The organism is Naasia sp. (assembly GCF_025465545.1).
Lineage (GTDB): Bacteria > Actinomycetota > Actinomycetes > Actinomycetales > Microbacteriaceae > Naasia.
This window is the reverse complement of sequence record NZ_JAODMK010000032.1, coordinates 1-24,063: the sequence shown is the minus strand read 5'-3', so window position 1 is coordinate 24,063 and position 24,063 is coordinate 1. Positions and strand designations below refer to the sequence as shown.

At 73.1% G+C, this 24,063-nt stretch carries 22 protein-coding genes and 1 rRNA gene; 6 read left to right on the top strand and 17 right to left on the bottom strand.

The features are described from left to right. The 10 genes from JWR33_RS08930 to JWR33_RS08885 all read right to left on the bottom strand — a co-directional run. A partial coding sequence (locus JWR33_RS08930) for a GTPase (protein ID WP_297411200.1) occupies positions 1 to 644 on the bottom strand: 644 nt, incomplete at its 3' end. Positions 645 to 771: 127 nt separating this feature from the next. Continuing rightward, positions 772 to 1,467 carry a (d)CMP kinase gene (cmk, locus tag JWR33_RS08925; protein ID WP_297411198.1) on the bottom strand — a complete coding sequence of 232 codons (696 nt, stop codon included), beginning with the start codon at positions 1,465 to 1,467 and terminating at the stop codon, positions 772 to 774. After that, positions 1,464 to 2,549, bottom strand: coding sequence for a prephenate dehydrogenase (locus tag JWR33_RS08920; protein ID WP_297411196.1), 1,086 nt, complete (start codon positions 2,547 to 2,549; stop codon positions 1,464 to 1,466). The genes cmk and JWR33_RS08920 overlap by 4 nt, the downstream gene beginning before the upstream one ends. Next, positions 2,546 to 3,328: a pseudouridine synthase gene (locus JWR33_RS08915; RefSeq protein ID WP_297411194.1), complete on the bottom strand. Its 783-nt coding sequence runs from the start codon at positions 3,326 to 3,328 to the stop codon at positions 2,546 to 2,548. Before JWR33_RS08915 ends, JWR33_RS08920 begins: the two co-directional genes overlap by 4 nt. Beyond that, positions 3,318 to 3,956 (bottom strand): SMC-Scp complex subunit ScpB, encoded by a 639-nt coding sequence (scpB, locus tag JWR33_RS08910; RefSeq protein ID WP_297411191.1) that lies wholly within the window; start codon positions 3,954 to 3,956, stop codon positions 3,318 to 3,320. The genes JWR33_RS08915 and scpB overlap by 11 nt, the downstream gene beginning before the upstream one ends. Next, the gene (locus JWR33_RS08905; RefSeq protein ID WP_297411204.1) at positions 3,946 to 4,761 is read right to left on the bottom strand and encodes a ScpA family protein; all 816 of its coding nucleotides are present in this window, start codon (positions 4,759 to 4,761) and stop codon (positions 3,946 to 3,948) included. Before JWR33_RS08905 ends, scpB begins: the two co-directional genes overlap by 11 nt. Positions 4,762 to 4,783: 22 nt before the next feature. After that, positions 4,784 to 5,671 carry a ParA family protein gene (locus tag JWR33_RS08900; protein WP_297411189.1) on the bottom strand — a complete coding sequence of 296 codons (888 nt, stop codon included), beginning with the start codon at positions 5,669 to 5,671 and terminating at the stop codon, positions 4,784 to 4,786. A 244-nt stretch (positions 5,672 to 5,915) separates the two neighbouring features. Then, complete coding sequence (locus JWR33_RS08895; RefSeq protein ID WP_297411187.1) at positions 5,916 to 6,821, bottom strand: site-specific tyrosine recombinase XerD; 906 nt, start codon at positions 6,819 to 6,821, stop codon at positions 5,916 to 5,918. 10 nt (positions 6,822 to 6,831) lie between these two features. After that, positions 6,832 to 7,452 carry an NUDIX hydrolase gene (locus JWR33_RS08890; protein ID WP_297411202.1) on the bottom strand — a complete coding sequence of 207 codons (621 nt, stop codon included), beginning with the start codon at positions 7,450 to 7,452 and terminating at the stop codon, positions 6,832 to 6,834. Between the two features lie 49 nt (positions 7,453 to 7,501). Then, positions 7,502 to 9,256, bottom strand: a complete 1,755-nt coding sequence (locus JWR33_RS08885) for a CTP synthase (protein ID WP_297411185.1) — start codon at positions 9,254 to 9,256, stop codon at positions 7,502 to 7,504. A 138-nt stretch (positions 9,257 to 9,394) separates the two neighbouring features. Between JWR33_RS08885 and JWR33_RS08880 the strand changes: the two genes are divergently transcribed. After that, entirely contained in the window at positions 9,395 to 11,215 is a 1,821-nt protein-coding gene (locus tag JWR33_RS08880; RefSeq protein WP_297411184.1) for a PQQ-binding-like beta-propeller repeat protein, read from the top strand. Then, positions 11,212 to 13,011, top strand: coding sequence for a hypothetical protein (locus JWR33_RS08875; RefSeq protein ID WP_297411183.1), 1,800 nt, complete (start codon positions 11,212 to 11,214; stop codon positions 13,009 to 13,011). The genes JWR33_RS08880 and JWR33_RS08875 overlap by 4 nt, the downstream gene beginning before the upstream one ends. Positions 13,012 to 13,025: 14 nt before the next feature. Here JWR33_RS08875 and recN read toward each other — a convergent pair whose 3' ends face one another. From recN to JWR33_RS08855, 4 genes are all read right to left on the bottom strand, one after another. Continuing rightward, complete coding sequence (gene recN, locus JWR33_RS08870) at positions 13,026 to 14,729, bottom strand: DNA repair protein RecN (RefSeq protein ID WP_297411182.1); 1,704 nt, start codon at positions 14,727 to 14,729, stop codon at positions 13,026 to 13,028. Further along, on the bottom strand, positions 14,726 to 15,634 hold the full coding sequence (locus JWR33_RS08865) for an NAD kinase (RefSeq protein WP_297411180.1): 909 nt from the start codon (positions 15,632 to 15,634) through the stop codon (positions 14,726 to 14,728). The genes recN and JWR33_RS08865 overlap by 4 nt, the downstream gene beginning before the upstream one ends. 94 nt (positions 15,635 to 15,728) lie before the next feature. Continuing rightward, positions 15,729 to 16,523, bottom strand: coding sequence for a TlyA family RNA methyltransferase (locus JWR33_RS08860; RefSeq protein ID WP_297411178.1), 795 nt, complete (start codon positions 16,521 to 16,523; stop codon positions 15,729 to 15,731). Then, positions 16,520 to 16,684 (bottom strand): hypothetical protein, encoded by a 165-nt coding sequence (locus JWR33_RS08855; protein WP_297411176.1) that lies wholly within the window; start codon positions 16,682 to 16,684, stop codon positions 16,520 to 16,522. Before JWR33_RS08855 ends, JWR33_RS08860 begins: the two co-directional genes overlap by 4 nt. A gap of 84 nt (positions 16,685 to 16,768) precedes the next feature. Here JWR33_RS08855 and JWR33_RS08850 point away from each other — a divergent pair, with 84 nt between their 5' ends. From JWR33_RS08850 to JWR33_RS08835, 4 genes are read left to right on the top strand one after another with little or no spacing between them, the layout of a single operon-like run. Continuing rightward, a complete protein-coding gene (locus JWR33_RS08850; protein WP_297411175.1) occupies positions 16,769 to 17,797 on the top strand; it encodes an iron-siderophore ABC transporter substrate-binding protein in 1,029 nt (342 codons plus the stop codon). Then, entirely contained in the window at positions 17,794 to 18,849 is a 1,056-nt protein-coding gene (locus JWR33_RS08845; RefSeq protein WP_297411174.1) for an iron chelate uptake ABC transporter family permease subunit, read from the top strand. The genes JWR33_RS08850 and JWR33_RS08845 overlap by 4 nt, the downstream gene beginning before the upstream one ends. Further along, positions 18,846 to 19,889, top strand: coding sequence for an iron chelate uptake ABC transporter family permease subunit (locus JWR33_RS08840; protein ID WP_297411172.1), 1,044 nt, complete (start codon positions 18,846 to 18,848; stop codon positions 19,887 to 19,889). Before JWR33_RS08845 ends, JWR33_RS08840 begins: the two co-directional genes overlap by 4 nt. After that, complete coding sequence (locus JWR33_RS08835; protein ID WP_297411170.1) at positions 19,886 to 20,686, top strand: ABC transporter ATP-binding protein; 801 nt, start codon at positions 19,886 to 19,888, stop codon at positions 20,684 to 20,686. The genes JWR33_RS08840 and JWR33_RS08835 overlap by 4 nt, the downstream gene beginning before the upstream one ends. A 2-nt stretch (positions 20,687 to 20,688) precedes the next feature. Here the strand turns inward: JWR33_RS08835 and JWR33_RS08830 are convergent, their stop codons facing one another. The 3 genes from JWR33_RS08830 to rrf all read right to left on the bottom strand — a co-directional run bounded on the left by JWR33_RS08830 (position 20,689) and on the right by rrf (position 24,058). Beyond that, positions 20,689 to 21,705: an HAD-IIA family hydrolase gene (locus JWR33_RS08830; RefSeq protein WP_297411167.1), complete on the bottom strand. Its 1,017-nt coding sequence runs from the start codon at positions 21,703 to 21,705 to the stop codon at positions 20,689 to 20,691. Continuing rightward, positions 21,686 to 22,756 carry a hypothetical protein gene (locus tag JWR33_RS08825; protein ID WP_297411165.1) on the bottom strand — a complete coding sequence of 357 codons (1,071 nt, stop codon included), beginning with the start codon at positions 22,754 to 22,756 and terminating at the stop codon, positions 21,686 to 21,688. Before JWR33_RS08825 ends, JWR33_RS08830 begins: the two co-directional genes overlap by 20 nt. A 1,185-nt stretch (positions 22,757 to 23,941) precedes the next feature. Beyond that, positions 23,942 to 24,058 (bottom strand): 5S ribosomal RNA (gene rrf, locus JWR33_RS08820). Positions 24,059 to 24,063 lie beyond the last annotated feature (5 nt).

Below are 24,063 nucleotides of genomic sequence, written 5' to 3'. Positions count from 1 at the left end.
CCGCGGCCGTGCACGGCCGAGACGGGGTGCGGCTCGCCGAGGCCGAGCGACCACAGCTCGGCCACGATCGGCTCCTGCACCGCGTCGTCGATCTTGTTGGCGACGAGCAGCACGGGCCTGCCGCTCTGGCGCAGCATCCGCACGACGCGTTCGTCCGTGCTGGTGGCGCCGACGATGGCGTCCACCACGAAGAGCACCGCGTCGGCGAGGTCGACCGCGACCTCCGCCTGCGCCGCGACGGACGCGTCGATCCCGCGGGCGTCCGGCTCCCAGCCGCCGGTGTCCACGAGCGTGAAGAAGCGCCCGTTCCACTCGGCGCGGTAGGACACCCGGTCGCGGGTGACGCCCGGGACGTCCTCGACCACGGCCTCCCGGCGGCCGAGGATGCGGTTGACGAGCGCGGACTTGCCGACGTTCGGTCGGCCCACGATCGCGAGCACGGGAAGGGCCGGGAGGTAGCGGATCTCGTCGGGGTCCTCGACGGAGGCGTCGAGGAGATCGAGGTCCTCGTCGTCCAGCTCGTAGTCCGCCAGCCCGGCGCGGAGGGAGGAGGCCCGCTTGGCTGCGAGGTCCTCGTCGTAGGTCGCGAGCCGCTGCTCGAGGTCGTCGTCGCCTGCGGCGTATTCGCTGTCGGTGTCACTCATGGTGCGTCAATCCTGCCGCACCCGCCCGCCCCCTGCGTCCCCGAGCGTCCCCGGGCCCCACGGATGGGTCTCGACGGTCGGCGGAAGACCGGCCATCCGCGGGGCTCGCGCGCCCGTCCGGACCCGATCAGCGCGGCTGGCGCGCCTCGGCGGCGACCAGGGCGACGAGCGCCTCGACCGTCTCGGGAAAGGTGAGGCTCGTCGAATCGAGGGTCGTCACGCCCTCCGCGGCGGTGAGGAAGTCGACCACCTGCGAGTCACGGCGGTCGCGCTCCGTCACCTGGCGGGCGACATCCTCGGCACTCTGGCCGTCGAGCTCCCCCGCCCGGCGGGCCAGGCGCACGCGCTCGTCGGCGGTGAGCAGCACGCGAACGGGCGCGTCCGGCGCGACGACGGTCGTGATGTCGCGCCCCTCCGCGACGATGCCCGCCTTGCCCGGCGCGTCGAGCCGAGCGCGGAAGCGCTCGTTGAGCCGCACCCGCACCTCGGGCACCCGCGCGACGGAGCTGACGACCGCGCTGACCCGCGGGTCGCGGATGGCCGCCGTCACGTCGGTCCCGGCGACCGAGACGCGCGTGTCGTCGGGGTCGGTCGTCTCGTCGAAGTCGTCGAAGTCATCGAGCAGCGCGACGACGGCCGCGGCGTCGTCCAGGTCGATGCCGCGCTCGAGCGCGAGCCAGGCGAGCGCCCGGTACGCGGCGCCGGTGTCGAGGAACTCGTAGTCCAGCGCACGGGCGGCGGCCCGGCTCACGCTGGACTTGCCGCTGCCCGCTGGCCCGTCGACCGCCACCACAACTCGCGTCCAGCCCGTCCGTGTCGTCACCCGGCGACCCTCCAGCCTCGTGTGGTCAGTTCCCGTTCCAGCCGGTCGCGCACCTCCGGCAGCACCGACACCTCGACGATGCCGATGGCGGCGCCCGGGGAGTGCTCCAGCCGGAGGTCCTCGAGGTTCACGTCCACCTCGCCGATCTCGGTGAGAAGCCGTGCGAGCTGTCCTGGGCGGTCGTCGATGAGCACGACGAGCGACGCGAACCGGGCGTCCTGGCCGTGCTTTCCGGGGAGGCGGGCGACGCCGGAGTTGCCGGAAGCGAGCACCTCCGCGACCGCGCGGCGGGCCCCGGGCTGTGCGGGTTCACGGATGGCGGCGCGCAGCGCGTCGAGGTCGGCGGCCACCGCGTCGAGCAGCGGCAGCACGGCCTGCGCGTTCGCCCCCAGGATCTGCACCCACAGCTCGGGGCTGCTCGAGGCGATCCTCGTCACGTCCCGCAGACCTTGGCCGGCGATGGCGACCGCCGCATGCGGCGCGTCCACGAGGCGAGCCGCCATCAGTGAGGCGAGAAGCTGCGGCAGGTGCGAGACGAGCGCGACGCTGGCGTCGTGCTCGGCGGGCGTCATCCGCACCGGGGTCGCACCCAGGTCGAGCACGAGGTCCTCGAGCGTGTGCACCTGACCGGGCGCCGTGAGTTCGTGGGGCGTGACCACCCAGGGCCGGGCGAGGAACAGGTCGGCGCGGGCGGAGACCGGTCCGCCGCGCTCGCGCCCGGCGAGCGGGTGCGAGCCGAGGTAGCGGGAGAGGTCGGCGCCCCGCTGGCGGAGCGCCGCGAGAGGGTGCTGCTTGACGCTGCCCACGTCGGTCACGAGCGCGTGCGGGAACCGTTCGAGCGCGCCGGCGACGACGGCCGGGATCTGGTCGGGCGGCACGGCCACGACGACGAGCGCCGGCGAGGTGCCGGCGTCGAGCGGCCGTCCGGCTCCGTAGTCCGCGGCCAGTTCGAGCGCCGCCGTCGAGGAGTCCTCGAGCAGCACGTCCACTCCGATCGCACGGAGCGCGAGACCGACGCTGGCGCCGAGGAGTCCCGTTCCGACGACCAGTACGGGTCCGTCGGTGCGGGCGGTCACGGTCACTCCTGGTGCGCGGTGGGCGGTGCGGCGTCGGCCGCCCGGGAGAGGGTCAGCAATTGGCCGAGTTCTACCTTAGTGAGGTCCCGGGCCTGCCCCACCGCCAGCGAGCCGAGATGCAGCGGCCCGAACTGCCGGCGCACGAGCTCGAGCACGGGGTGCCCCACGGCGTCGAGCATGCGGCGCACGATGCGGTTGCGGCCGGAGTGCAGGGTCACCTCGAGCAGGCTGTTGCCGCCGCCGCTGCCGGGCAGGAGCCGGGCCTTGTCGGCAGCGATGGGGCCGTCCTCAAGCTCGAGGCCCGCGGTGAGCTGGGCGACGGTGCGCGGCTGCACCCGCCCGGACACGAGCGCGATGTAGGTCTTCGTCACTCCGAAGGACGGATGCGCGAGCACGTGCGCGAGGTCGCCGTCGTTGGTGAGCAGGAGCAGGCCCGACGTGTCGGCATCCAGCCGCCCGACGTTGAACAGCCGCTCCTCGAACCCGTCGGTCCAGCGCCGGAGGTCGGGCCGGCCGTGCTCGTCGCGGAGGGAGCTCACGATCCCGGTCGGCTTGTTGAGCATGAGGTACCGGCGGGTGGTGTCGAGCTGGACGGCGACGCCGTCGACCGCGACGAGGTCGACCGCCGGATCGATGCGCCGGCCGAGTTCGGTGATGACGCTGCCGTTCACCGACACCCGACCAGCGCCGATCATGTCCTCGGACACCCGCCGTGAGGCGACCCCTGCCGCGGCAAGCACCTTCTGCAGTCGGACGCCCTCGGGCGCCCTCGTCTCATCGGACATCGGCCACCGCCTCCACCCCGGCGAGCAGCGGGGAGAGCGGCGGCAGCTCGTCCAGGGAGTTGAGGCCGAGGAAGCTGAGCAGCAGGTCGGTGGTGCCGTAGGCCATGGCGCCGGTCTCGGGGTCAGTCGAGACCTCCGCGATGAGTCCCCGACCGAGCAGGGTGCGCACGACGCCGTCCACGTTGACGGCGCGGATGGAGGAGATCTGGCCCCGGGTGATGGGCTGCTTGTAGGCGATGACCGCGAGGGTCTCGAGGGCCGCCTGGGACAGCTTGGCCGGGCTCTGGGTGAGGACGAAGTCGCGCACGACGCTGTCGTGCTCGCTGCGCACGTAGATGCGCCAGCCGCCGCCGACCTCGCGCAGCTCGAAGCCGCGCCGGACGCCGGAGCCGGCACCGTCGTAGTCGGCGACCAGTCGCTCGACCGCATTGCGGATCACCGAGACCGGCCGATCGAGGGCGCTGGCCAGCGCGACGAGCGGCTGCGGCTCGTCGGCGACCATGAGGATCGCCTCGACGGCCCGCTCGATGCCGCCGGAGTCGGGCCGCGGCGCGGCGGTCTGGGGGCGGGCCAGGCCGAGCAGGAGCGCGACGGGCTCCCTGCTGAGGTCGGGATCGTCAGTCGTCATAGTCGGCTCCGAGGTCGGCGAGGCGGTCGTCGTTCCAGTCTTCGGCCGTCCATCGCAGGGTCAGCTCTCCCAGCGGCTCGAGCTGCTCGAAGGCGATGGCCTCATTACGGTACAGCTCGAGCACCGCGAGGAACCGCGCGATGACGACCCCTTGACTCTCCGCTCCGGCGATGAGCAGCCGGAAGCTCACCGGCGCGCCTCGCCGGAGCATCGCCACCACCGTGGCCGCCTGCTCCCGAATGCTGACCCGCGGGACGTGCAGGTGGGCGGTGGAGACGGCGGGCAGCTCGCGCGGCGCGAGGGCGAGCATGGCGAGGGCGGCGAGGTCCGCCGGGGTGGTGGTCCAGACGAGCTCCGTCGGCGACCGGCGGTGCCTCTCCTCGAGGCGGACAGCGCGGTAGTGCCGGGCCGTCTCGCGCGTGATGCCGTCGGCGAACCAGGCGGACGCCTCCTTGAACGCCCGGTACTGCAGCAGCCGCGCGAAGAGCAGGTCTCGGGCCTCGAGGAGCGCCACGTCCTCGGCATCGACGAGCTCGCCCTGCGGGAGGAGCCCGGCGATCTTGAGGTCGAGCAGGGTCGCCGCGACGACGAGGAACTCGCTCGCCTCGTCCAGCTCCTTCTCGGTGTCGAGGCCCCGGAGATAGGCGAGGAACTCATCGGTGATCGAGGACAGCGCGATCTCCGTCACATCGAGCTGGTGCTTGCCGATGAGCGACAGCAGCAGGTCGAACGGACCATCGAAGCCGGTGACGCTGACCGAGAATCCCGCGGCCTCCCGCTGGCCGCCCTGCTGGTCGGAGCTCAGGGCGACGACGGTGTCCGGAGCGTCAGGCGACGGCACCACGCGTCACGAGTTCGCGGGCGAGTTGGCGGTACGCCTTGGCGGAGTTGTGCTCCGGAGCGAACTGGATCACGGGGATGCCCGCGACGGACGCGTCCGGGAACTTGATGGTGCGGCCGATCACGGTGTCGAGCACGTTCTCATCGAACGCCTCGACGACCCGGTCCATCACCTCGCGCGAGTGCAGGGTGCGCGAGTCGTACATGGTGGGCAGGATGCCGTCGAGCTCGAGCACCGGGTTCAGCCGGTCCTTGACCTTCTCGATCGTCTCGATGAGCAGCGCGACGCCGCGGAGCGCGAAGTACTCGCACTCGAGCGGGATCAGCACGCCATGGCTGGCCGTCAGGGCGTTCACCGTGAGCAGGCCCAGCGAGGGCTGGCAGTCGACGAGGATCACGTCGTACTGGTCGCTGACGCGGCGCAGCACGCGTGCGAGCGTCTGCTCGCGGGCGACCTCGTTCACCAGGTGCACCTCGGCGGCGGAGAGGTCGATGTTGGCCGGGATCACGTCCAGACCGGCGATCGAGGTGTGCTGGATGGCGGACGACGCGTCGCGCACCGTGCCGATGAGGAGGTCGTAGATGGTGACGACCTCGTGCGTCTGCACGCCGAGACCGGCGGACAGCGCACCCTGGGGGTCGAAGTCGATGGCGAGCACCCTGCGGCCGTACTCGGCGAGGGCCGCCCCGAGGTTGATGGCCGTCGTGGTCTTGCCGACGCCGCCCTTCTGGTTGCAGAGGGAGATGATGCGCGCGGGACCGTGGCCGCGGAGCACCGGAGGAACGGCGAACTCCCGGATCTCCCGCCCGGTGGGTCCTACGGGCCCGACCGGCTTCGCGCGCGCCTCTGCGACTGCTTGCATGCTGTGCGTCATCCCGACGTCCCTTGTTCGCGGCTTGTCCCCCGAGTGTATGAGCCGTCCCGGACGCCCGGACGGTGTCCCCCGCGTGTCGGCCGAGCCGGTGCGCCCCAGTCCGGCTTCGGGCGGGGGCGCGGGCGTCCAGCGCCTGTCGCTCAGCAGGCAATTCTCCCGCCAGCGCGCCCTACGCCCCTTTTCTGCCTGCTGAAGGCCAGAACGCCTGCTGAGGGAAAGGGGCACCGAGCTGGCCGGCGGCCGGTCAGCGGGCGCGGGGATGCGAGCTGATGTAGACGTCGCGGAGGGTGTCGACCGTCACCAGCGTGTAGATCTGGGTCGTCGCGACCGACGAGTGGCCGAGGAGCTCCTGGACGACGCGGACGTCCGCGCCGCCTGCCAGCAGGTGGGTCGCGAAGGAGTGCCGGAAGGTGTGCGGGGAGATGTGCTGCCCGAGTTCGGCCCGCTCGGCGGCGGCGCTGATGACGAGCCACGCGGTCTGCCGGGACATCCGGCCGCCCCTGGGGCCGAGGAAGAGCGCCGGGGTCGATGCGCCGCGCGCCGCCCACTGGGGCCGCACCCGCACCAGGTAGTCATCCACCGCGGCTCTCGCGAAGCTGCCGACCGGCACGATCCGCTCCTTGCCGCCCTTGCCCGAGAGCCGCACGACGCCGCGCTCGGCCATGTCGTCCACATCGAGGGCGACGGCCTCGCCGATCCGCGCCCCCGTGGCGTAGAGCAGCTCGAGCAGCGCGCGGTCGCGCAGCGCGGCGGGCTCCTCGCCACCCACTGCGTCGAGGACCGCCGCCATCTGGTCCACGGTGATCGCCTTGGGCAGCCGGAGCCCGAGCTTCGGCGGCTTCACCTCGGCGGAGGGATCGGCGTCCAGCACCCGGTCGTCGACGAGGAAGCGGTGCAGGCCGCGCACGGAGGAGAGCATCCGCCCCACCGAGGACGCCCGCATGAGCGTGCCGTCCGGGCCCCGCAGGTGCTGTGCGAAGGCGGCGACATCCGGGGTGGTGACGGCGGCCATGTCGTCGATGCCCCGCTCGTGGAGGAAGCCGGCGTAGGCGCCGAGGTCCCGCCGATAGGCCGCGACCGTGTTCGCCGCGAGGCCGCGCTCCACCGAGACATGGCGCAGGTAGCCCGCGACGGCCGCCTCCGGTGTCACAGGGGGAACGTCACCAGGCGCCGCCGCCGAGCTTCGGGTGCCGGGGCCACGGCTCGTCGCCGCCCGCGAGCCCCTGCCAGCCGCGTGCCCGGAGCGCCGCGGCGGCGAGCACCCCCGACACGGTCGAGGGGTTCTGCAGCCGGCGGTCGAGCACGCCGTCGAGGGCGTCGTCGAGGCTGACCCAGCGCACCTCGATGTCCGCCTCCTCCGCCGTGCGCTCGAACGCCTCGGTGGCGGTCAGCCCACGCGCGAGGTAGACCCGGACGACCTCGTTGCTGCCGCCCGGCGAGTTCTGGTACTCCACGAGCACGTTCCACCGCGCCGCCGCGAGGTCCGCCTCCTCCGCGAGCTCGCGCTGCGCCGCGGAGAGCGCCGACTCGCCGTCCTCGTCGAGCAGGCCGGCCGGGATCTCCCAGTCGCGGGAGCGGATGGGGTGCCGGTACTGGCGGATGAGCAGGACACGCTCGTCCTCGTCCATCGCGAGCACGGCCACCGCGCCGGTGTGGTCCACGAACTCGCGGGTGATCTGCTCGCCGTTGTAGTCGAACGTCTCACTGACGACGTCCCACACCCTGCCCTCGAACTTCACCGACCGGTCCGTGATCTTCGCCGTGAACGGCTCGTCCCGCAGGGTCTCGGCCGCTCCCGGCCCCACGGTCGGCGTCTGGTCTTCGGCCACGTCAGGCCCGCACCCGCTCGGCGTGGCTCTCGGCCCCGGCCGTCGGCTCTTCCTCGCCACCGGCGGGCACCTCGAAGAGCCTGCTCGCGTTCTGCCGCTCCAGAGCAGCCTGGACGAGGCCGCGGAACAGCGGGTGCGCCCGGTTGGGGCGCGACCGCAGCTCGGGGTGCGCCTGCGTCCCGATGTAGAAGGGGTGCACGTCCCGCGGCAGCTCCACGAACTCGACGAGCTGTCCCTCCGGCCAGATGCCGGAGAAGACGAGTCCGGACTCGGCGATCCGGTCCCGGAAGCGGTTGTTGACCTCGTAGCGGTGCCGGTGCCGCTCGACAGCCTCCCCTCCGCCGTAGAGCTCCGACGCGAGGGACCCCTCGGCGAGCTCCGCCCGATAGAGGCCGAGCCGCATGGTGCCGCCCAGGTCCCCGCCGGCGAGGATGTCCACCTGCTCGGCCATGGTCGCGATGACCGGGTACGCGCTGTCCGGGTCGAACTCGGTCGAGGAGGCCCCCGTGAGCCCCGTCACGTTCCGGGAGTACTCGATGACCATGCACTGGAGCCCGAGGCACAGGCCGAGCGCGGGGATGCCGTTCTCCCGGGCGAACCGGAGCGCGCCCAGCTTGCCCTCGATGCCGCGCACGCCGAACCCGCCGGGCACGCAGATGCCGTCGACGTCGGCGAGGTTCCGGGCGGCGCCCTCGGGCGTCTGGCACTCGTCGCTCGGCACCCAGCGGAGGTGCACCTTGCTGCGGTTCGCGAACCCGCCCGCCTTGAGCGCCTCGGTGACCGAGAGGTAGGCGTCGGGGAGGTCGACGTACTTGCCGACCAGCGCGATGGTGATGTCGTGGGACGGATCGTGCACGGTGCGCAGCAGCTCGTCCCACGAGCTCCAGTCCACCGGTCCGGCAGTCAGTCCGAGCGTCTCGATGATGTAGGTGTCGAGGCCCTCGTCGTGCACCATCTGAGGAATGTCGTAGATGCTCGGCACGTCGACCGCGTTGACGACGGCCGCCTCGTCCACGTCGCACATCAGAGCGATCTTGCGCTTCACCCCGTCGGTCACCGGACGGTCGGAGCGGAGCACCAGCGCGTCGGGCTGGATGCCGATGGAGCGGAGTGCGGCCACGGAGTGCTGCGTCGGCTTCGTCTTCTGCTCCCCGGACGGGCCGATGTAGGGCACGAGGGACACGTGCACGAAGAAGACGTTGCCGCGCCCGAGCTCGTGCCGCACCTGCCGGGCGGCTTCGAGGAACGGCTGCGACTCGATGTCGCCGACCGTGCCGCCCACCTCGGTGATGATGACGTCGGGAGGCGTCTCCCCCGAGCCCTCGGGAACGTCGGCCTGCTGGCGCATGCGCCGCTTGATCTCGTCCGTGATGTGCGGGATGACCTGCACCGTGTCGCCCAGGTACTCCCCTCGGCGCTCCTTCGCGATGACGCGGGAGTAGATCTGGCCCGTCGTGACGTTCGCGCCGGCGTCGAGGTTGATGTCGAGGAACCGCTCGTAGTGGCCGATGTCGAGGTCGGTCTCGGCCCCGTCGTCGGTCACGAAGACCTCGCCGTGCTGGAAGGGGTTCATCGTGCCCGGATCCACATTCAGATAGGGATCGAGCTTCTGCATCACGACCCTCAGGCCCCGCGACGTGAGGAGATGGCCCAGACTCGCGGCGGTGAGACCTTTGCCGAGGGAGGAGACGACACCCCCTGTGACGAAGATGTGCTTGGTGATGCCCTGACCTTGCGAACCTGACGCGTCTGCCACGGGATTCGATCCTATGGGACCCGGAGGCCCCCGCGGCGGATTCCGCGCCCTCGAGAACGGATTCGTTCTCCCCCCGCTGTGCGGGCGCGGCCCGGCGCGTCGGGCACGGCACGCCCGGTCGGCTCTACAGTGACCCCTGTGAGCACGTCCCCCCGTCCTGAGCGCCGTCGTGGCGTTCTCGCGGCCGTTCTCATCCCCGCTCTCCTCGCAGCCTTGATGGGCGCGTTCGTCCTCCTCGACGCCCCGTTCGGGCAGGAGGCGGGCGGCGTTGCGGCCCGATACGTTCCCGCTGACGGCGCGGCTTCCCGGTACACCCTGCAGGACGGGAACGTCCGAACAGCGGAGACCGCGCGGATCGTCGGCGTCGTGGGAGCGATCACCGGTCCGGACGCTGTCAACGCGGCAGTGATCGGCGCGCTCGGCGACGACGTCGGCAGCGCGTCGTACTGGCGCCAGCTGACGACGACCGCCGACGCGCACTACACCGACCTCTTCGTCCTGGCTGAGGACGGACTGCGGCAGATGGCCTCGTGGGGAGGCCCGGTGGGCTTCACCTTCGATCCGGGCCTGCTCCTGCTGCCCGCTGATGTGCGTCCCGGAGCCACCTGGTCGAGCGAGGGATCCGCCCTCGCCAACGGTGCGCTGACCTTCGCCTCGGAGTTCACCGCGTCGGCCGCGGACGAGCAGCTCGCCGGGGTGGGCGGGTCCCGCTTCGAGCCGAGGGACGGCTGCATCCGGGTGGACGGCACGCTGACGATCGAGCAGCCCGGAGCCGGAGTCCTGCTCGAGAGCCGGGACACGTCGATCTGGTGCGAAAGCGAGGGTGTGGTGTTCTCGGTCGGCGAGCAGAACGGCGCGCCGGTGGGCTCCGTCCGCGTCGAGGGGACGGCCGAGCTGCCCGCGGCCGCTCCCCCGACGGAACCGGCCACTGATCGACCCGCAACTGCTGCCGGTGCTGCACCGCAGCCACTCGACACGGTGGTCGTCGACCCCCTGTTCGGAGACACGATCCGAGAAGGCTCGATGACCACCGCTCCCGCGAGGACGAGCGGCGGTCTCGTCGTCACCGCCAACGAGCACGGCGACGACCTGTTGGCTTGGCGGCTGGAGGAGGACCGAGCCGTCCTCGCCTGGATGGCCCATCCCGGTGGCACGATCGCGACCGTCTCGGCCGTCGAGCACCTCGTTCTCGCGGCGACCCAGGACCGGGCGATCCGCGCCTACGACGAGCAGGGCCGCCGACTCTGGAGCTGGACGGGCGACGATCTCGTGCTCGCTCCGGCCGTGGCCGCCCCCGGCTCCACCGGGCTTCTGGTCGCTACTCGCGGCGGCACCGTGGCGATGCTGCGCTCCCAGGACGGGCGCGAGGAGTGGTCCCGCCGTCTCGGTGCCGACGTGCGCGGCGCCCTCGCCACGGCGGGCGGCGCTGTCGCCCTTGCCGACGAGCGCGGCCGTGTGACGGCTCTCGACACCAGGACGGGCGGGGTGCGCTGGCAGGTCGACGCGGGGATGTCCGCGGCACTCGGGGGGTCCCCGGAGGGGGCGCCCGGGAAGGCCCTCTTCTACCTTGTCACCGCCGACGGGGAGGTGCTCGCGCTCGACGCCGCCACCGGCGAGACGGTCTGGGAGGGAGCGGTCGCCGGGACGATCCGCGCGATCGTGGGCGGGCACGAGGGGGTCACCGTCGTCTCCGACGAGCAGGCGGTGCGCTTCTCGGCGGCCGGCGGCGCGCGTCAGTGGCGCGCCTCGGGAGGCTCCGCGGCGATCGCGGCGGCGGGCGATCGGGTGCTCACCCTGACCGGTCGTGTCCTGGCGCTCCTCGGCCCCGACGGGACAGCGGAAGCCGACTGGCGGCTGCCGGACAGCTCCGACCCGGTGGCCCCACGCCTCCTCGACGCCGGCACGTCCGTACTCGCCGTGGGGCCGGCTCTCGAGCTGTGGCGGTGGGAGCTGCCATGAGCGCGGGAAGCGTCGCCACTCGCACCGCGTCGGCCGTTCGCCGGTTCATCCGGCGCCTCCTCGTCGAGCCCGTCCGTGACGGTCGACTGCGGGACACGGGGTGGCCAGCGGGCCTCCGCACGATCGTGGTGTGCGCGACCGTCGCCTTCGCGCTCGCGGTCGCGCTCGTCGTCGGTGCACCGCTGCTGCGGGCCACTATGCCGCTGTCGCTCTCGAACGGGGCGAGCACGTTCTCTCTTCCCCGCGCGATCCTGCCCCTGTTCTTCACGCTGGTGGTGCTCTCCGCCGCCCTGCTGCAGACGGCGGCGCTGCACTTCCGCCTCCTCGCAGCGGTTCCGGTGCTGGGGCTCTCGGCCCTGCTCCTGCTCTTCCTGGGCGGGATGGACACCGGGGACGGGACAGAACTCGAGCTCGCGACTCCCGGAAAGATCGCCTCGGTGGCCGCGGTCCTCGGCCTGATCGCGCTGTTCGTCGTTCGTCGGCGCCGGCCGTTCGGCTGGGCGGAGTTCCCGATCGTGCTCGCCCTGATCGGCGGCACAACGGTCATCGCGCTCGCCCGGATCGCCGCGCACAGCCTGCCCTTCGGCATCGACTTCGCCCCGCCCACCGCGAACCTCCTGATGGGGGCGCTCGGCAGCCTCGCGGCGCCCGCGGCACTCGCAGCGGGCGTCGCCGTCGCCGAATTCGCGATCGCGGCGGCCTTCGCGCTCGTCGCCCCACTTCGGGCGCGCGCGGCCGCTTCCGGCACGGGCGGTGCCGCACGCGCACGTCCCGTGCTCCTGATCGCCTTCGTCGCGCTCTCCGCCTGGCTCGTCGTGGAGACGGCGTCGCGTTACCTGACCGGCAACTCGGGGACCGCGTCGCTGCCCGAGCTGATCGGCACGACCGTGCTGGTGGCGCTGCTCGCGGCCGGAGTCGGCCTCCTCCGGCTGGCGCGCGGTCGGCAGTCCGTACCTCCCGAGGAAGCCCTCGCGACGGTGGGCGGCGTCGCGCTCCCCGTCGCGGCGGCCGTGACGGCGCTGCTCATCCCCGTCACGGTGCTCCTCCTCGCCGGCCAGGTGCTGACGACCTGGGGGGCGGGCACCACGCCCGCTGCGCTCGCCAGCGCGGCCGTGTCGGTGCTCGCGGGATCGACCATGACACTCGCCGTGCGCGCGGTGATCGCGGTCCTCCTGACTGGTCTCGCGTTCGTGCTCGCGCGCCGTGGACGGCGGGGATCGCCCGAGCTGCTGCTCGCCTTCGGGCTCGTCATCGCGGCGACCAGCGTTCCCGCGCTCCTCGGCTGGAACGGCGCCTGGTCCTCCGATGCCGCGTCGGTGCTGCTCGCGGCCGGCTCGATCGCTCTCGGCGTCGTGCTGGCGATCCGCCGTCGCCTCGGGTCTCGGGAACTGGCCGCACTCTGCGTCGCCCTCCTCCTCGCCGAAGCCGCGGCGTGGCGCGAGGTGCTGGCGAACCCGTTGAGCGCTCTGCTCGGCGCGAGCGTGGTCGCCTTCGTTCTGCTGGGATTCCTGTGGGGCTTCCTCGCCGGCGCGGACACGACGCACCGGGGCTCGCCGGCGTTCCCGATCCCGTCGCGGGTGCTGCTCTTCCTGGCGAACGCCCTCTTCGGCGTGACGGTCCTCGCCTTCGCCGCTCTCGCCCGCGATTTCGAGGCCGTCATCGACCTCGATCAGTTCGCCGGCGCGGGCGACGCGGTGCTCGGCAGCGGACTGATCGCGGTGACCGGCGTGCTCCTCTGGGGTGGCGTGCTGGAGAGTCGGGCGGCGGAGAACGCCACAGCGGGCGGCCCTGCCTGAGGATTCGGCCCGGGTCAGGCCCCGGCGAGAGCGAGCAGCTCGCGCGCGTGCGCCAGGCCGGTCTCGGAGTCCGGCAGACCGGACAGCAGGCGCGCCATCTCGGCCACCCGCTCCTCCGGCGTGAGGCGTCGCACGCTCGACGCCGTGACGGCGCCCGTCGTGTCCTTCTCCACCCTCAGGTGGTTGTTCGCGAACGCGGCGACCTGCGCGAGATGAGTCACCACGATCACCTGTGCGCTCTCGGCCAGCCGGGCGAGCCGGCGGCCGATCTCGATCGCCGCCGCCCCGCCGACGCCGGCGTCCACCTCGTCGAACACGAAGGTGGGCACCGGATCGGACGCGGCGAGCACCACCTCGATGGCGAGCATGATGCGGGACAGCTCGCCGCCCGAGGCGCCGCGGCCGAGCGGCCGTGGCTCGGCGCCGGGATGCGGCTGCAGGAGCAGCTGCACCGAGTCCCGGCCGTTGATCGTGAACTCCTCACGCCCGCGCACGTCGACGAGCAGCTGCGCGTCCGGCATGGCCAGCGCCGAGAGCTCGGCGCTCACCGCCTCGGCGAGCCGGGCGCCCGCGCTCCCGCGCACCACGCTGAGCGTCTCAGCGAGCTCCCCGACGACGAGCTCGTCGGCCTGCACGTCGGCGTTCAGCGACTCGATGCGGTCCTCGTCGGTGTCCAGCTCGAGGAGGCGCGCGCTGGCCGTGCCGAGGTAGCGGATGGCGTCGTCGAGGGTCGGTCCGTACCTGCGGACGAGCACCGCGAGCTCGGAGATCCGCTGGTTCACCGCGTCGAGCTCACGAGCGGAGTCGGCATCGAAGCCGCTCGCGTAGCTCGCCAGCTCGGTCGCGGCGTCCGCGGCGAGGAAGGCGACGTTGCCCACCGTCTCGGCGAGGGCGGACAGCTCGGGGTCGAGGTCGGCGACGCGATCGAGCAGCCGGCGCGCCTGGTCGAGCAGCGCTGCGACGTCCCGCCCGTCGTCGAGTGCGTCGGAGGAGAGCAGCTCGTGCGCCTGGGCAGCCGCCACCCGGAGCTCCTCGGCGTTGGTGAGTCGGCGCGCGCGGGTATCCAGCTCCTCCTGCTCCCCCGGCTGCGGCGCCACCACTTCGATCTCGGCAACCGATCCGCGGAGTTCGGCGGCCTCCGCGGCCCGGATGTCGCGCTCGGCGGTCAGCCGGTCGAGTTCCTCCCGGTTGGCGAGCCAGCGTCGGTACGCGGTCTGGTAGTTCTCGAGGGGCTCCGCGAGGTGCCCGCCGGCGAAGCGGTCGAGCGCCTCCCGCTGGGCGGCGGCGGAGCGGAGGCGGATCTGCTCGGACTGACCGTGCACGACGACGAGGCGGTCCGCGAGCTCCGCGAGAAGCCCAGCGGGGGCGGATCGGCCGCCGACCGATGCGCGACTCCGGCCCTCCGCGGCGATCGTCCGCGAGATGAGCAGCTCGGCGCGGCCCTCCCCCGCGTCGTCGAGCTCGCCGCCGGCGTCCCGCACCCGCTCGACGACGTCACTGTCGGCCCGCACCAGCCACCGTCCGTCGACGACGGCCCGGTCGCTCCCCTGACGGATGGCGCTCGCGTCGGCGCGGTCGCCGAGCAGCAGGCCCAGAGCGGTGACCACCATGGTCTTGCCCGCCCCGGTCTCACCGGTGAGTGCCGTGAACCCCGCCCCGAGCGGCAGAGTCGCACTGCCGATCACGCCGAGGTTGCGGATGTCGATCTCCTCGATCACGCGTCCGCGCGTCCCCGCCAGCCGGCGACCCTGAGATCGAATTTGCGCACGAGCCGGTCGGTGAACGAGCCGCGACGCAGGCGGGCGAGCCGCACCGGCACGTCCGACCGGCGCGCCTCGACCCGTGCGCCCGGCGGAAGGTGGTGGGTGCGACGGCCGTCGCAGAACAGCACGCCGGAGCCGTGCGTGCGCTCCAGCACCTCGACGGCGAGGGAAGCGTTGGGCGCCACCACGAGCGGCCGGGAGAAGAGCGCGTGCGCCGCGAGCGGCACAACGAGGATCGCGTCGATGTTGGGCCACACCACGGGTCCGCCGCCGGAGAAGGCGTAGGCGGTGGAGCCGGTCGGGGTCGAGAGGACGACTCCGTCGCAGCCGAAGCTGGACAGCGGGCGGCCGTTCACCTCGATGACGACCTCGAGCATCCGCTCCCTGCTGGCCTTCTCGATGGTCGCCTCGTTGAGCGCCCAGCTGGTGTAGACCTCCTGGCTGTCCACCATGACGGAGACCTCGATCGTCATCCGCTCCTCGACGTCGTAGTCGCGGGCGAGGGCTCGGCGCAGGGTCTCGCCCAGGTCGTCGCGCTCGGCCTCGGCGAGGAAGCCGACATGGCCGAGATTGACTCCGAGCAGGGGCACCGACGAGCCTCGCACGATCTCGGCGGCCCGGAGGATGGTGCCGTCCCCGCCGAGCACGATGACCAGCTCGAGCAGCGAGCGGTCCATGCCGTCGAGCAGCACGAGCTCACCGAGATCGTCGCGACGGCGGAGGATGTCGGCGCGCTCGGCCGCCAGCAGCACGGGCACGACGCCGGCGGCCGTGAGGTGGGTGATCACCTCGACCGCCGCGTCGAGCGACTCCTGGCGTCCGGTGTGCGACACGACGAGCATGTAGCGGGGGTCCGTCACGTCTGCTCCTGCCGTCGCCGAGGTCCTGCCTCCCCATTCTGTCTGATCGGGACCCCTCTCCCCACCTCGGCGCCCTTCCCCGGATGCGGCGGAGTCAGAAGGCGAGAGCCGGGATGTCGGCCTCCCAGTCGCTGGGATCGCGTCCGCCGGTGGCGCGGAGATGGGCGAGGTACTCGCGGTTGCCTGACGTGCCTGCGATCGGCGAGGGAAGCAGGCCGACGGTCCCGAGCCCGCTGTCCCATGCTGCCCAGAGCACGCCGGCGATGGCGGCGGCCCGGAGCGCCGCGTCCCGCACGATGCCCTCGCGCACGCCCTGCCGACCCACCTCGAACTGCGGCTTGATGAGCACGAGGAAGTCCGCATCGTCGTCCGCGCAGTCGCGCAGGGCGGGGAGCACATGTCGGAGCGAGATGAAGGAGAGGTCGGCGACCACGATGCTCGGCCGCTCGGCCGTTCCGGTGATCCCCGCGAGCGCGTCACGGTGGAGGGTGCGCACGTTGATCCCCTCGCGGGAGAGCACCCGCGGATCGGCGGCGATCCCGGGGTCGAGCTGCCCGTGGCCCACGTCGATGGCCAGCACCCGTCGCGCTCCCCGCTCGAGCAGCACCTGGGTGAAGCCGCCCGTCGAGGCGCCGGCGTCGAGAGCCAGTCGGCCCGTCGGGTCCACCGAGAACCCGTCGAGTGCGGCGAGGAGCTTGGCGGCGGCCCTGCTGACGTAGGAGTCGACCCCGGTCACCTCGAGCCGTGTCTCCTGCCCCACCCGCAGGGACGCCTTGACCACGGAGCGGCCGTCGACGGTCACGAACCCGTCGGCGATGAGGCGGGCGGCCTGCGTGCGCGATCGGGCGAGTCCCCGCTCGACGAGCGCGGCGTCCAGGCGGTCGCTCACCGGGGCCCGGGGACGGGGGAACGCCCGTCATGGCCCTGCGCCGAGTCCTCGAGCTCGCGCCGCAGGCGCTCGAGGAGCTCCAGGTAGCCGGCGCTGCGCTGTTCGAGCGGCCGCTCTTCGAGCTCGGCGAGGAGCGCCGGGAGGTCGGACGGCTCGATCATCCCTCCACGGTAGCGCCGGACTTGACCGAGCGCCGACCGTCCTGGTTAGGTAATCCTTACCTAAGTAATACCGAAAGGATCTCCGTGCGCCTCGCTCGCCGAACCGCCCTGCCCGCCGTCCTGGCGGCGGGAGCCCTGCTCCTCACCGCGTGCGGCTCATCGCCTGCTCCCTCGTCGAGCTCCCCCGCGGCGACGGCAGAAGGGGGATTCCCGCTTCGCATCGCCAACACCTACGGGACGACCGAGATCCCCTCCCCCCCGACCCGGGCGGCGTCCGTGAGCTGGGGCAACCAGGACGTCGCGCTCGCTCTCGGCGTGGTCCCCGTCGGCATGGCGGCGAGCACGTACGGAGACGACGACGGCGACGGAATCCTGCCGTGGGCCGAATCGGCGCTGGAAGAGCTCGGCGGGGATGCCCCCGCCCTCTACGACGAGACCGACGGGATCGCGTTCGAGAAGGTCGCCGACACGACGCCGGACGTGATCCTCGGGGCCTACTCGGGCCTCAGCGCGGAGGACTACGCCACCCTGTCCGAGATCGCGCCCACCGTGTCCTTCCCCGAGGTCGCCTTCGGCACGACATGGCGCGACATGGCACTGATCGATGGGGAGGCGCTCGGCCTCCGATCGCAGGCGGAACAGGTGGTGGCGGACGTCGACAGCCGGATCGAGGAGGCGGTGGCGGCACATCCCTCGATCGCCGGCAAGACCGTGGCCTACACCTCCATCAACCCGGCCGACACCGGATCGATCTACGTGTACACCCCGGTCGACGCACGAGTGAAGTTCCTCGACGACCTCGGCATGTCCACGCCGGACTCCATCGCAGCGCAGGGGGGCGACGCCTTCTACATCACCATCTCCGCGGAGAACGCCGACCTCCTCTCGGCCGCCGACATCCTCGTCACCTATGGCGACGAGTCCACCCTCGCGGCGCTGCAGGCCGACCCGCTGCTCGGCAAGGTGCCCGCGATCGCGGACGGCGCCGTCGTGATCGTGCCGAACGCCACTCCGCTGGCGGCCGCGACCTCGGGGCCGACCGTGCTCTCCATCCCCTACGCCCTCGACGAGTACGTGGGCCTGTTCGCCGCAGCAGCCGACCGGGTGAAGTGAGCGGATCGGCGCCTCCGCTCGCCCCGGCGCCCCCTGACGCGGGCAGGGCGCCGCTTCGCCGACGCCGGCGGGCGCTCGGACTCGCCGCCGCGCTGATCGGCCTGATCCTCGTCTGCGCACTGTCGCTCCTCTTCGGCTCGCGGCCCGTCTCCGTGCCGGAGGTCGTGCGCGCGCTGACGACCTGGCCGGCCGACGGCATCGCCGAGGCGGCCGTGCAGAGCCGCATCCCCCGGACGGCGCTCGGGCTCCTGGTGGGCGCCGCCCTGGGGCTCGCCGGCGCGCTCCTGCAGGGCGCGACCCGCAATCCGCTGGGCGACCCCGGCCTGCTCGGGGTCAGCAGCGGCGCGTCCCTCGCCGTAGTCCTCGGGATCGCCGTGGCGGGCGTGACCAGCATGTCGGCCTATGTCTGGCTGGCCCTCGCCGGCGCCGGCCTCACCGCCGGGCTGGTCTACGGGATCAGCTCCCTGGGTCGGGAGGGGGCGACGCCGCTCAAACTGGCCCTGGCCGGCGCCGCCGCGACTGCCGCGCTCACCTCCCTGATCAGCGCCGTGCTGCTGAGCCGCGCCGACACCTTCGACGTGTTCCGCTTCTGGCAGGTCGGCGGCATCAGCGGCGCCCGGTTCGGGGACATGCTGCAGGTGCTGCCGTTCCTGCTGGTCGGCGCGGCGCTCGCCCTCGGCACGGGACGCGGGCTCGACGCGCTCGCGCTCGGCGACGACGTCGCCAGCGGGCTGGGGCGGCGGGCCGGCAGGATCCGCGGCATCGCCGCCGTCGCCGCAGTCCTGCTCTGCGGCGCGGCCACGGCGATCGCGGGACCCATCGGCTTCCTCGGTCTCACCATGCCGCACCTCGCCCGAGCCGTCACCGGCCCCGACTATCGCTGGATCCTCCCCTACTCCGCGGTGTTCGGGGCCGTGCTGCTGCTGGCCGCCGATGTGCTGGGCCGCGTCCTCACGCGCCCGGGCGACATCCAGGTCGGCATCATGACCGCGCTGCTCGGCGCCCCCGTGCTGATCGCGATCGTCCGGCGCCGGCGGGTGGTCGCGCTGTGACGGCGACCCCGCCCGCGACTCTCGACCAAGCCATCTCCGGCGGCCGACTGGTCCGGCGGCGGCGGCACGCCGTCGTCGTGGGCGCCCTCGTCGCGCTGCTTCTGCTCGCGGCGGCTCTCACCCTCTGCGTCGGCAACACCGTCTACACGCCCGACCAGGTGCTGCGCGCGGTCCTCGGCGAGCGGGTGCCCGGCGCATCGTTCACCGTCGTCCGCCTGCGACTCCCCCGGATGCTCGTCGGCGCCCTCGCCGGCATCGCGTTCGGGCTCGCCGGAGTGCTGTTCCAGACGATGCTGGGCAACGTCCTGGCGAGCCCCGATGTCATCGGCATCAGTGCCGGCTCCAGCGCGGCGGCCGTGATCGGGATCGCTCTCCTGGGTCTCAGCGGCGCCGCCGTCTCCGTGCTGGCGGTGGCAGCCGGCCTTGCGGTGGCACTGGCGATCTTCGCCCTCTCTGCGGGCGGCACCGGAGGCTCCCGGCTTCTCCTGATCGGGATCGGCGTGGGCGCGATGCTGCAGAGCGTCATCAGCTATGTGCTCACCCGGGCGAACGTGACGGAGGCGTCGGAGGCGCTCCGCTGGCTGACGGGCAGCCTCAACGGCGCGACGCTCGAGCGGGTGCCGCCGCTTGCGCTCACGGTCGCCGTGCTCGCGCCGATCGTGCTGCTCCTCGGCCGGCGCCTCACGATCCTGCAGCTCGGCGACGACGCGGCCGCCGGGCTCGGGGTCAGCCCGCGGCGCACTCGGGCGCTGCTCGTCGCGGTCGCCGTCGGCCTGCTCGCCGTCGCGACCGCGACGACGGGACCGATCGCCTTCGTCGCCTTCCTCGCCGGTCCGATCGCCACCCGACTGCTGCGCGGCGCGGGCAGCCCCCTGGCCGCTTCGGCCCTCGTGGGCGCGGCGCTCGTGCTGGTCGCGGATCTCGGCGGGGCGAACCTGTTCGAGGCCCGCTTCCCGGTCGGTGTGATCACCGGCGCCGCGGGAGCGCCGTACCTGCTCTGGCTGCTCGCCAGGACCAACCGCTCCGGAGGCAGCCTGTGACGAAGGACCGCGCACTCGAGGTGCAGCAGGTGACGCTCGCCTATCAGGACCGGGTGGTGGTGTCCGACCTCAGCCTCGTCGTGCCGGCAGGGAGGGTGAGCGTCATCGTCGGGGCGAACGCATCAGGCAAGTCGACTCTCCTCCGCGCGATGGCCCGGCTGCTCGCGCCCCGGTCCGGGCGGGTGCTGCTCGATGGCCGCATCATCGGCGACATGCCCACGCGGGAGGTGGCCACCGTGCTGGGACTGCTGCCGCAGTCGCCGCAGGCGCCGGAGGGCATCGCCGTCGCGGACCTCGTGGGACGCGGCCGGTATCCGCACCAGGGCTGGGTGCGCCGGTGGAGCGCCGCGGACGACGCGGCGGTCGCCGAGGCACTCGCGGCGACCGACACCGGCGACCTCGCGGACCGTCCCGTCGACCAGCTGTCCGGCGGGCAGCGGCAGCGGGTCTGGATCGCGATGGCTCTCGCCCAGCGGACCGATGTGCTCCTCCTCGACGAGCCGACCACCTTCCTGGACGTCGCCCATCAGGTCGAGGTGCTCGACCTGCTCACCGACCTCAACCGCGACCGCGGCACGACGATCGTGGTCGTGCTGCACGACCTCAACCTCGCCGCCCGCTACGCCGACCACCTGTTCGCGATGAAGGACGGGCGCCTCGTCGCGCAGGGCGACCCCCGCGCCGTGGTCACCGAGGAGCTGGTGGCCGAGGTGTTCGGAATGTCCGCGCGGGTCATCCCGGATCCCGTGTCCGGGACCCCGCTGGTGCTCCCCATCGGGCGGCACCACGCGGGCTGAGCTCAGCGATGCAGACGGTCGGGGATGTCCAGGGCGTAGATGGCCATACCCGAGCCCCAGACGACCGCGCACGCGGCGCGGAGCAGGTCGATCTGCCGGTCGCCGTCCTCCACGATCTCCACCCGGTTGCCCCGGAGCGCGACGATCGCCCGGCCCACCCGCGTTCCGCGGCGGGTCCGCTCCGCGACGGGGTACGGCTCGGCCAGCTGGCGCAGGTCCTCGAGCAGGAAGTCGGGCCGCGAGTCGCTGGGGGCGGCGAGCAGCTGCTTGGCGACGTCGATGCCGGTGAGGACGTGCACCGACGCGATGCCGGCCCGTCGCGCGCCGAGGATGTCGGTGTCGAGGCGATCGCCGATGAACAGGGGCGAGGTCGCTCCGAACCGGCGGACGGCCTCGTCGAAGATGGCGCGCTCCGGCTTGCCGGCCACCTGCGGCAGGATCCCGACTGCGGTGTGCACCGCCGAGACGAGGGTGCCGTTGCCCGGGGCGATGCCCCCGGCGACCGGGATGGTCCAGTCGGTGTTGGTGGCGACCCACGGGATCCCGTTGCCGTCCCGGTCCCGGGCGAGGGCGAAGGACGCCTCCGCGAGTTCACGCCAGCCGACCTCGGGCGCGAAGCCCTGGACGACCGCGGCGGGACCGTCGGCGGCGGCCCGCGTCACGCGGTAGCCGGCACGCTCCACCTCGGTGACGAGCCCCTCGCCGCCGACGACGAGGAGCAGAGATCCGGCCGGCACGAGGTCGGCGAGCAGCCGCATGGCGGCCTGGGGTGACGTGACCACGTCCGCCGGCTCGACGTGCAGCCCGAAGCCGGCCAGGTGCTCAGCGACCACCCGGTCGCTCCGCGACGCGTTGTTCGTGATGTAGCCGACCCGGATGCCGCTGCGCGCAGCGGCCTCCAGGCTCTCGACGGCGTGCGGGATCGCGTCGGGTCCCGTGTAGACCACGCCGTCGAGGTCGGCGAGCAGGACGTCGACGCCGTCGAGCGGCGTCGCTCCCTCAGCGGCCTTCCTGCGCATCGCTCTCGTTCGGGATTCGGTCGGACTCCGGGTCGGCCTCGGCGGGGGCCTCACCGGCATCCGGGATCGCCTCGGCCACGGGAGCGGTCCCGGGCTCGCCGTGGTCGGCGGCGTCGTCGGGCTCGACCTCGTCGGACGATCCGTACTCGAGCCCGGCGGCCTCGCCGGCGGCGCCGCTTTCCGTACCGTCCGCGGCGTCCGGGGCCTCGTCGACGTCGCCCTCGGTCGCCTCTGCCTCGATGTCGGCGTCGGCCTCCGCGCCCGCGGCGCCGATCTCGGCGTCGTCGCTCTCGCTGGCCGTCTCGGCGTCAGTGCCGGACTCGAGCTCGAGGCTCTCGGCGTCGACTCCCTCGTCATCCCCCTCGTCCTCGATGCCGGCGTCCTCGATCTCGACGACGTCGTCGTCGGCGGGGGCGAGCGCCTCCTCGGCGACCTCTGCGCGGCGGGACCAGCGCTGCGCCTCCTCCTCGCGGCCGAGTTCCTGGAGGACCTCGGCGTAGGCGCGGAAGAGGGGCGGGCTGTAGGCGTATGCGGTGTCGGGATCGAGCTGCGGGATCTCCAGCTCCGCCAGCGCCACCTCGGGCTGGCCGAGATCGAGCCGGGCGCCGGACATCGCGATGGCCAGGGCCACCTGCACGGTGGGCGAGAGCTCCTCGCGGGGGACGGAGCGGCCCAGCTCGAGGGCCCGATCGGGCCGTCCGACGCCCCGTTCGCTGTCCACCATGAGAGGCAGCTGATCGTTCGAGCCTGAGATGCGGCGGAAGGTGCGCAGCTCGCGCAGGGCGAGAGCGAAGTCGCCGACGGTGTACGCCGTGATCGCGAGGCTCTCGCGGACCACCCCGATCCTGCCGCCCTTCCGGGCCGCCGACAGGGCGTGCTGGTGCGCCAGCTCGGGGTCGGTGTCGAGCAGACGCGCCGCCATCAGGAGGTGCGCCGCCACGAAGTCCGAGTTCTCCTTGGTCAGCGTCTTCAGCTCGGCGCGTGCTCCGCGGTCGAGGTCGCGCGGCGAGATGTCCTCCGGAACCGGCGGGTCGTCGTGCCGGGTCCGCACCGGGCGGAGGTCGGGGCCCTCGTGCTCCGGGCGTTCCGGAGCCCGAGGGTCCCGCCGGGAATCCGAGGGCCGGGCGGCGTGCTTGTGGCCGGAATCCCGGGGGACCCAGCCGGGCCGATCCCCGGCCTCACGTCGTCCCGGGCGATCGCCGAAGCCCGGCGAGTCGCTGCGAGGACGACGATTCCCGAAACCGGGGGCGTCCCCACGAGGACGACGATTCCCGAAACCAGGCGCATCCCCACGAGGACGACGATCCCCTGCACCCGTGGGTGAGTCGCCGCGCGGACGACGGTCACCGAAACCAGGCGCATCCCCACGAGGACGACGATCGCCGAAACCAGGCGCATCCCCACGAGGACGACGATCCCCGGCACCCGTGGGTGAGTCGCTGCGCGGACGGCGATCGGCGGAGCCGGGGCCATCACCACGAGGACGACGGTCGGCTGCGCCGGAGGGCGAGTCGCCGCGCGGGCGTCCGAAGCCGGGCGATTCGCCCCGCGGACGACTGTCGCCATAGCCGGGAGAGTCACCACGAGGGCGGCGATCGCCCTCACCTGCGCTACGGGGGCGCCGGTCGCCGGCACCCGAGTCCGCACCGGGGCCCCGGTAGCCGGCAGCCGGTCGGCGATCGCCGAAACCGCCGCTCGCCGGAGGACGCCGTGCTCCGGGAGCCGCGTCCGGTCGCTCCCGCCGGTCACCGAACTTCCCCGACTCGTCGCGGGGGCGCCGGTCCCCGAAGCTCGCATCGCCGCGGGGGCGGCGGTCGGCACCACTGCCGCCCGGGGCGCGCCCCGACGGGCCGTTTCGGTAGCCGCCGGAGTCGCGGTCGATCGGGTTGCCGCCGCGATCCGCGCCGCTCGCGTCGCCGCGCGGGCGGTCCGAGCGAGAGCCCTCACCGGAGCGGCGCGGTCCGTCGGATCGTCCTCCTCGGGGGCCCTCGGAGGGGCGCCGGTCGCCACGATGAGGGCGACGGTCGTCGTCGGATCCAGGCTCTTCGGCCACGGGGTTCTCGCTTTCCTGAACACGTCGGGGGCCGGCTGGCAGCCGGCGAGAGCCCGTTCGAGCGGTTGAGCGGGCGCCGATGCGCCCTGCCAAGTCTACGGTCCGCCATGAGCGCCGTTCCGCCGCCGGAAGGGCCGTTAACGACAGATGGCCACCCCGTGGGGTGGCCATCTGGCACAGGGAGTCCGGCGGTGTCCTACTCTCCCACAGGGTCACCCCTGCAGTACCATCGGCGCTGAGAGTCTTAGCTTCCGGGTTCGGAATGTGACCGGGCGTTTCCCTCTCGCTATGGCCGCCGAAACACT

What these genes read in the sequence shown, in the direction of transcription:
- JWR33_RS08915 (WP_297411194.1), bottom strand. Translation starts at nt 3,328, where the DNA reads ATGTCCGATGAGACGAGGGCGCCCGAGGGCGTCCGACTGCAGAAGGTG.
- scpB (WP_297411191.1), bottom strand. Translation starts at nt 3,956, where the DNA reads ATGACGACTGACGATCCCGACCTCAGCAGGGAGCCCGTCGCGCTCCTG.
- JWR33_RS08900 (WP_297411189.1), bottom strand. Translation starts at nt 5,671, where the DNA reads ATGACGCACAGCATGCAAGCAGTCGCAGAGGCGCGCGCGAAGCCGGTC.
- JWR33_RS08875 (WP_297411183.1), top strand. Translation starts at nt 11,212, where the DNA reads ATGAGCGCGGGAAGCGTCGCCACTCGCACCGCGTCGGCCGTTCGCCGG.
- JWR33_RS08855 (WP_297411176.1), bottom strand. Translation starts at nt 16,684, where the DNA reads ATGATCGAGCCGTCCGACCTCCCGGCGCTCCTCGCCGAGCTCGAAGAG.
- JWR33_RS08830 (WP_297411167.1), bottom strand. Translation starts at nt 21,705, where the DNA reads ATGCGCAGGAAGGCCGCTGAGGGAGCGACGCCGCTCGACGGCGTCGAC.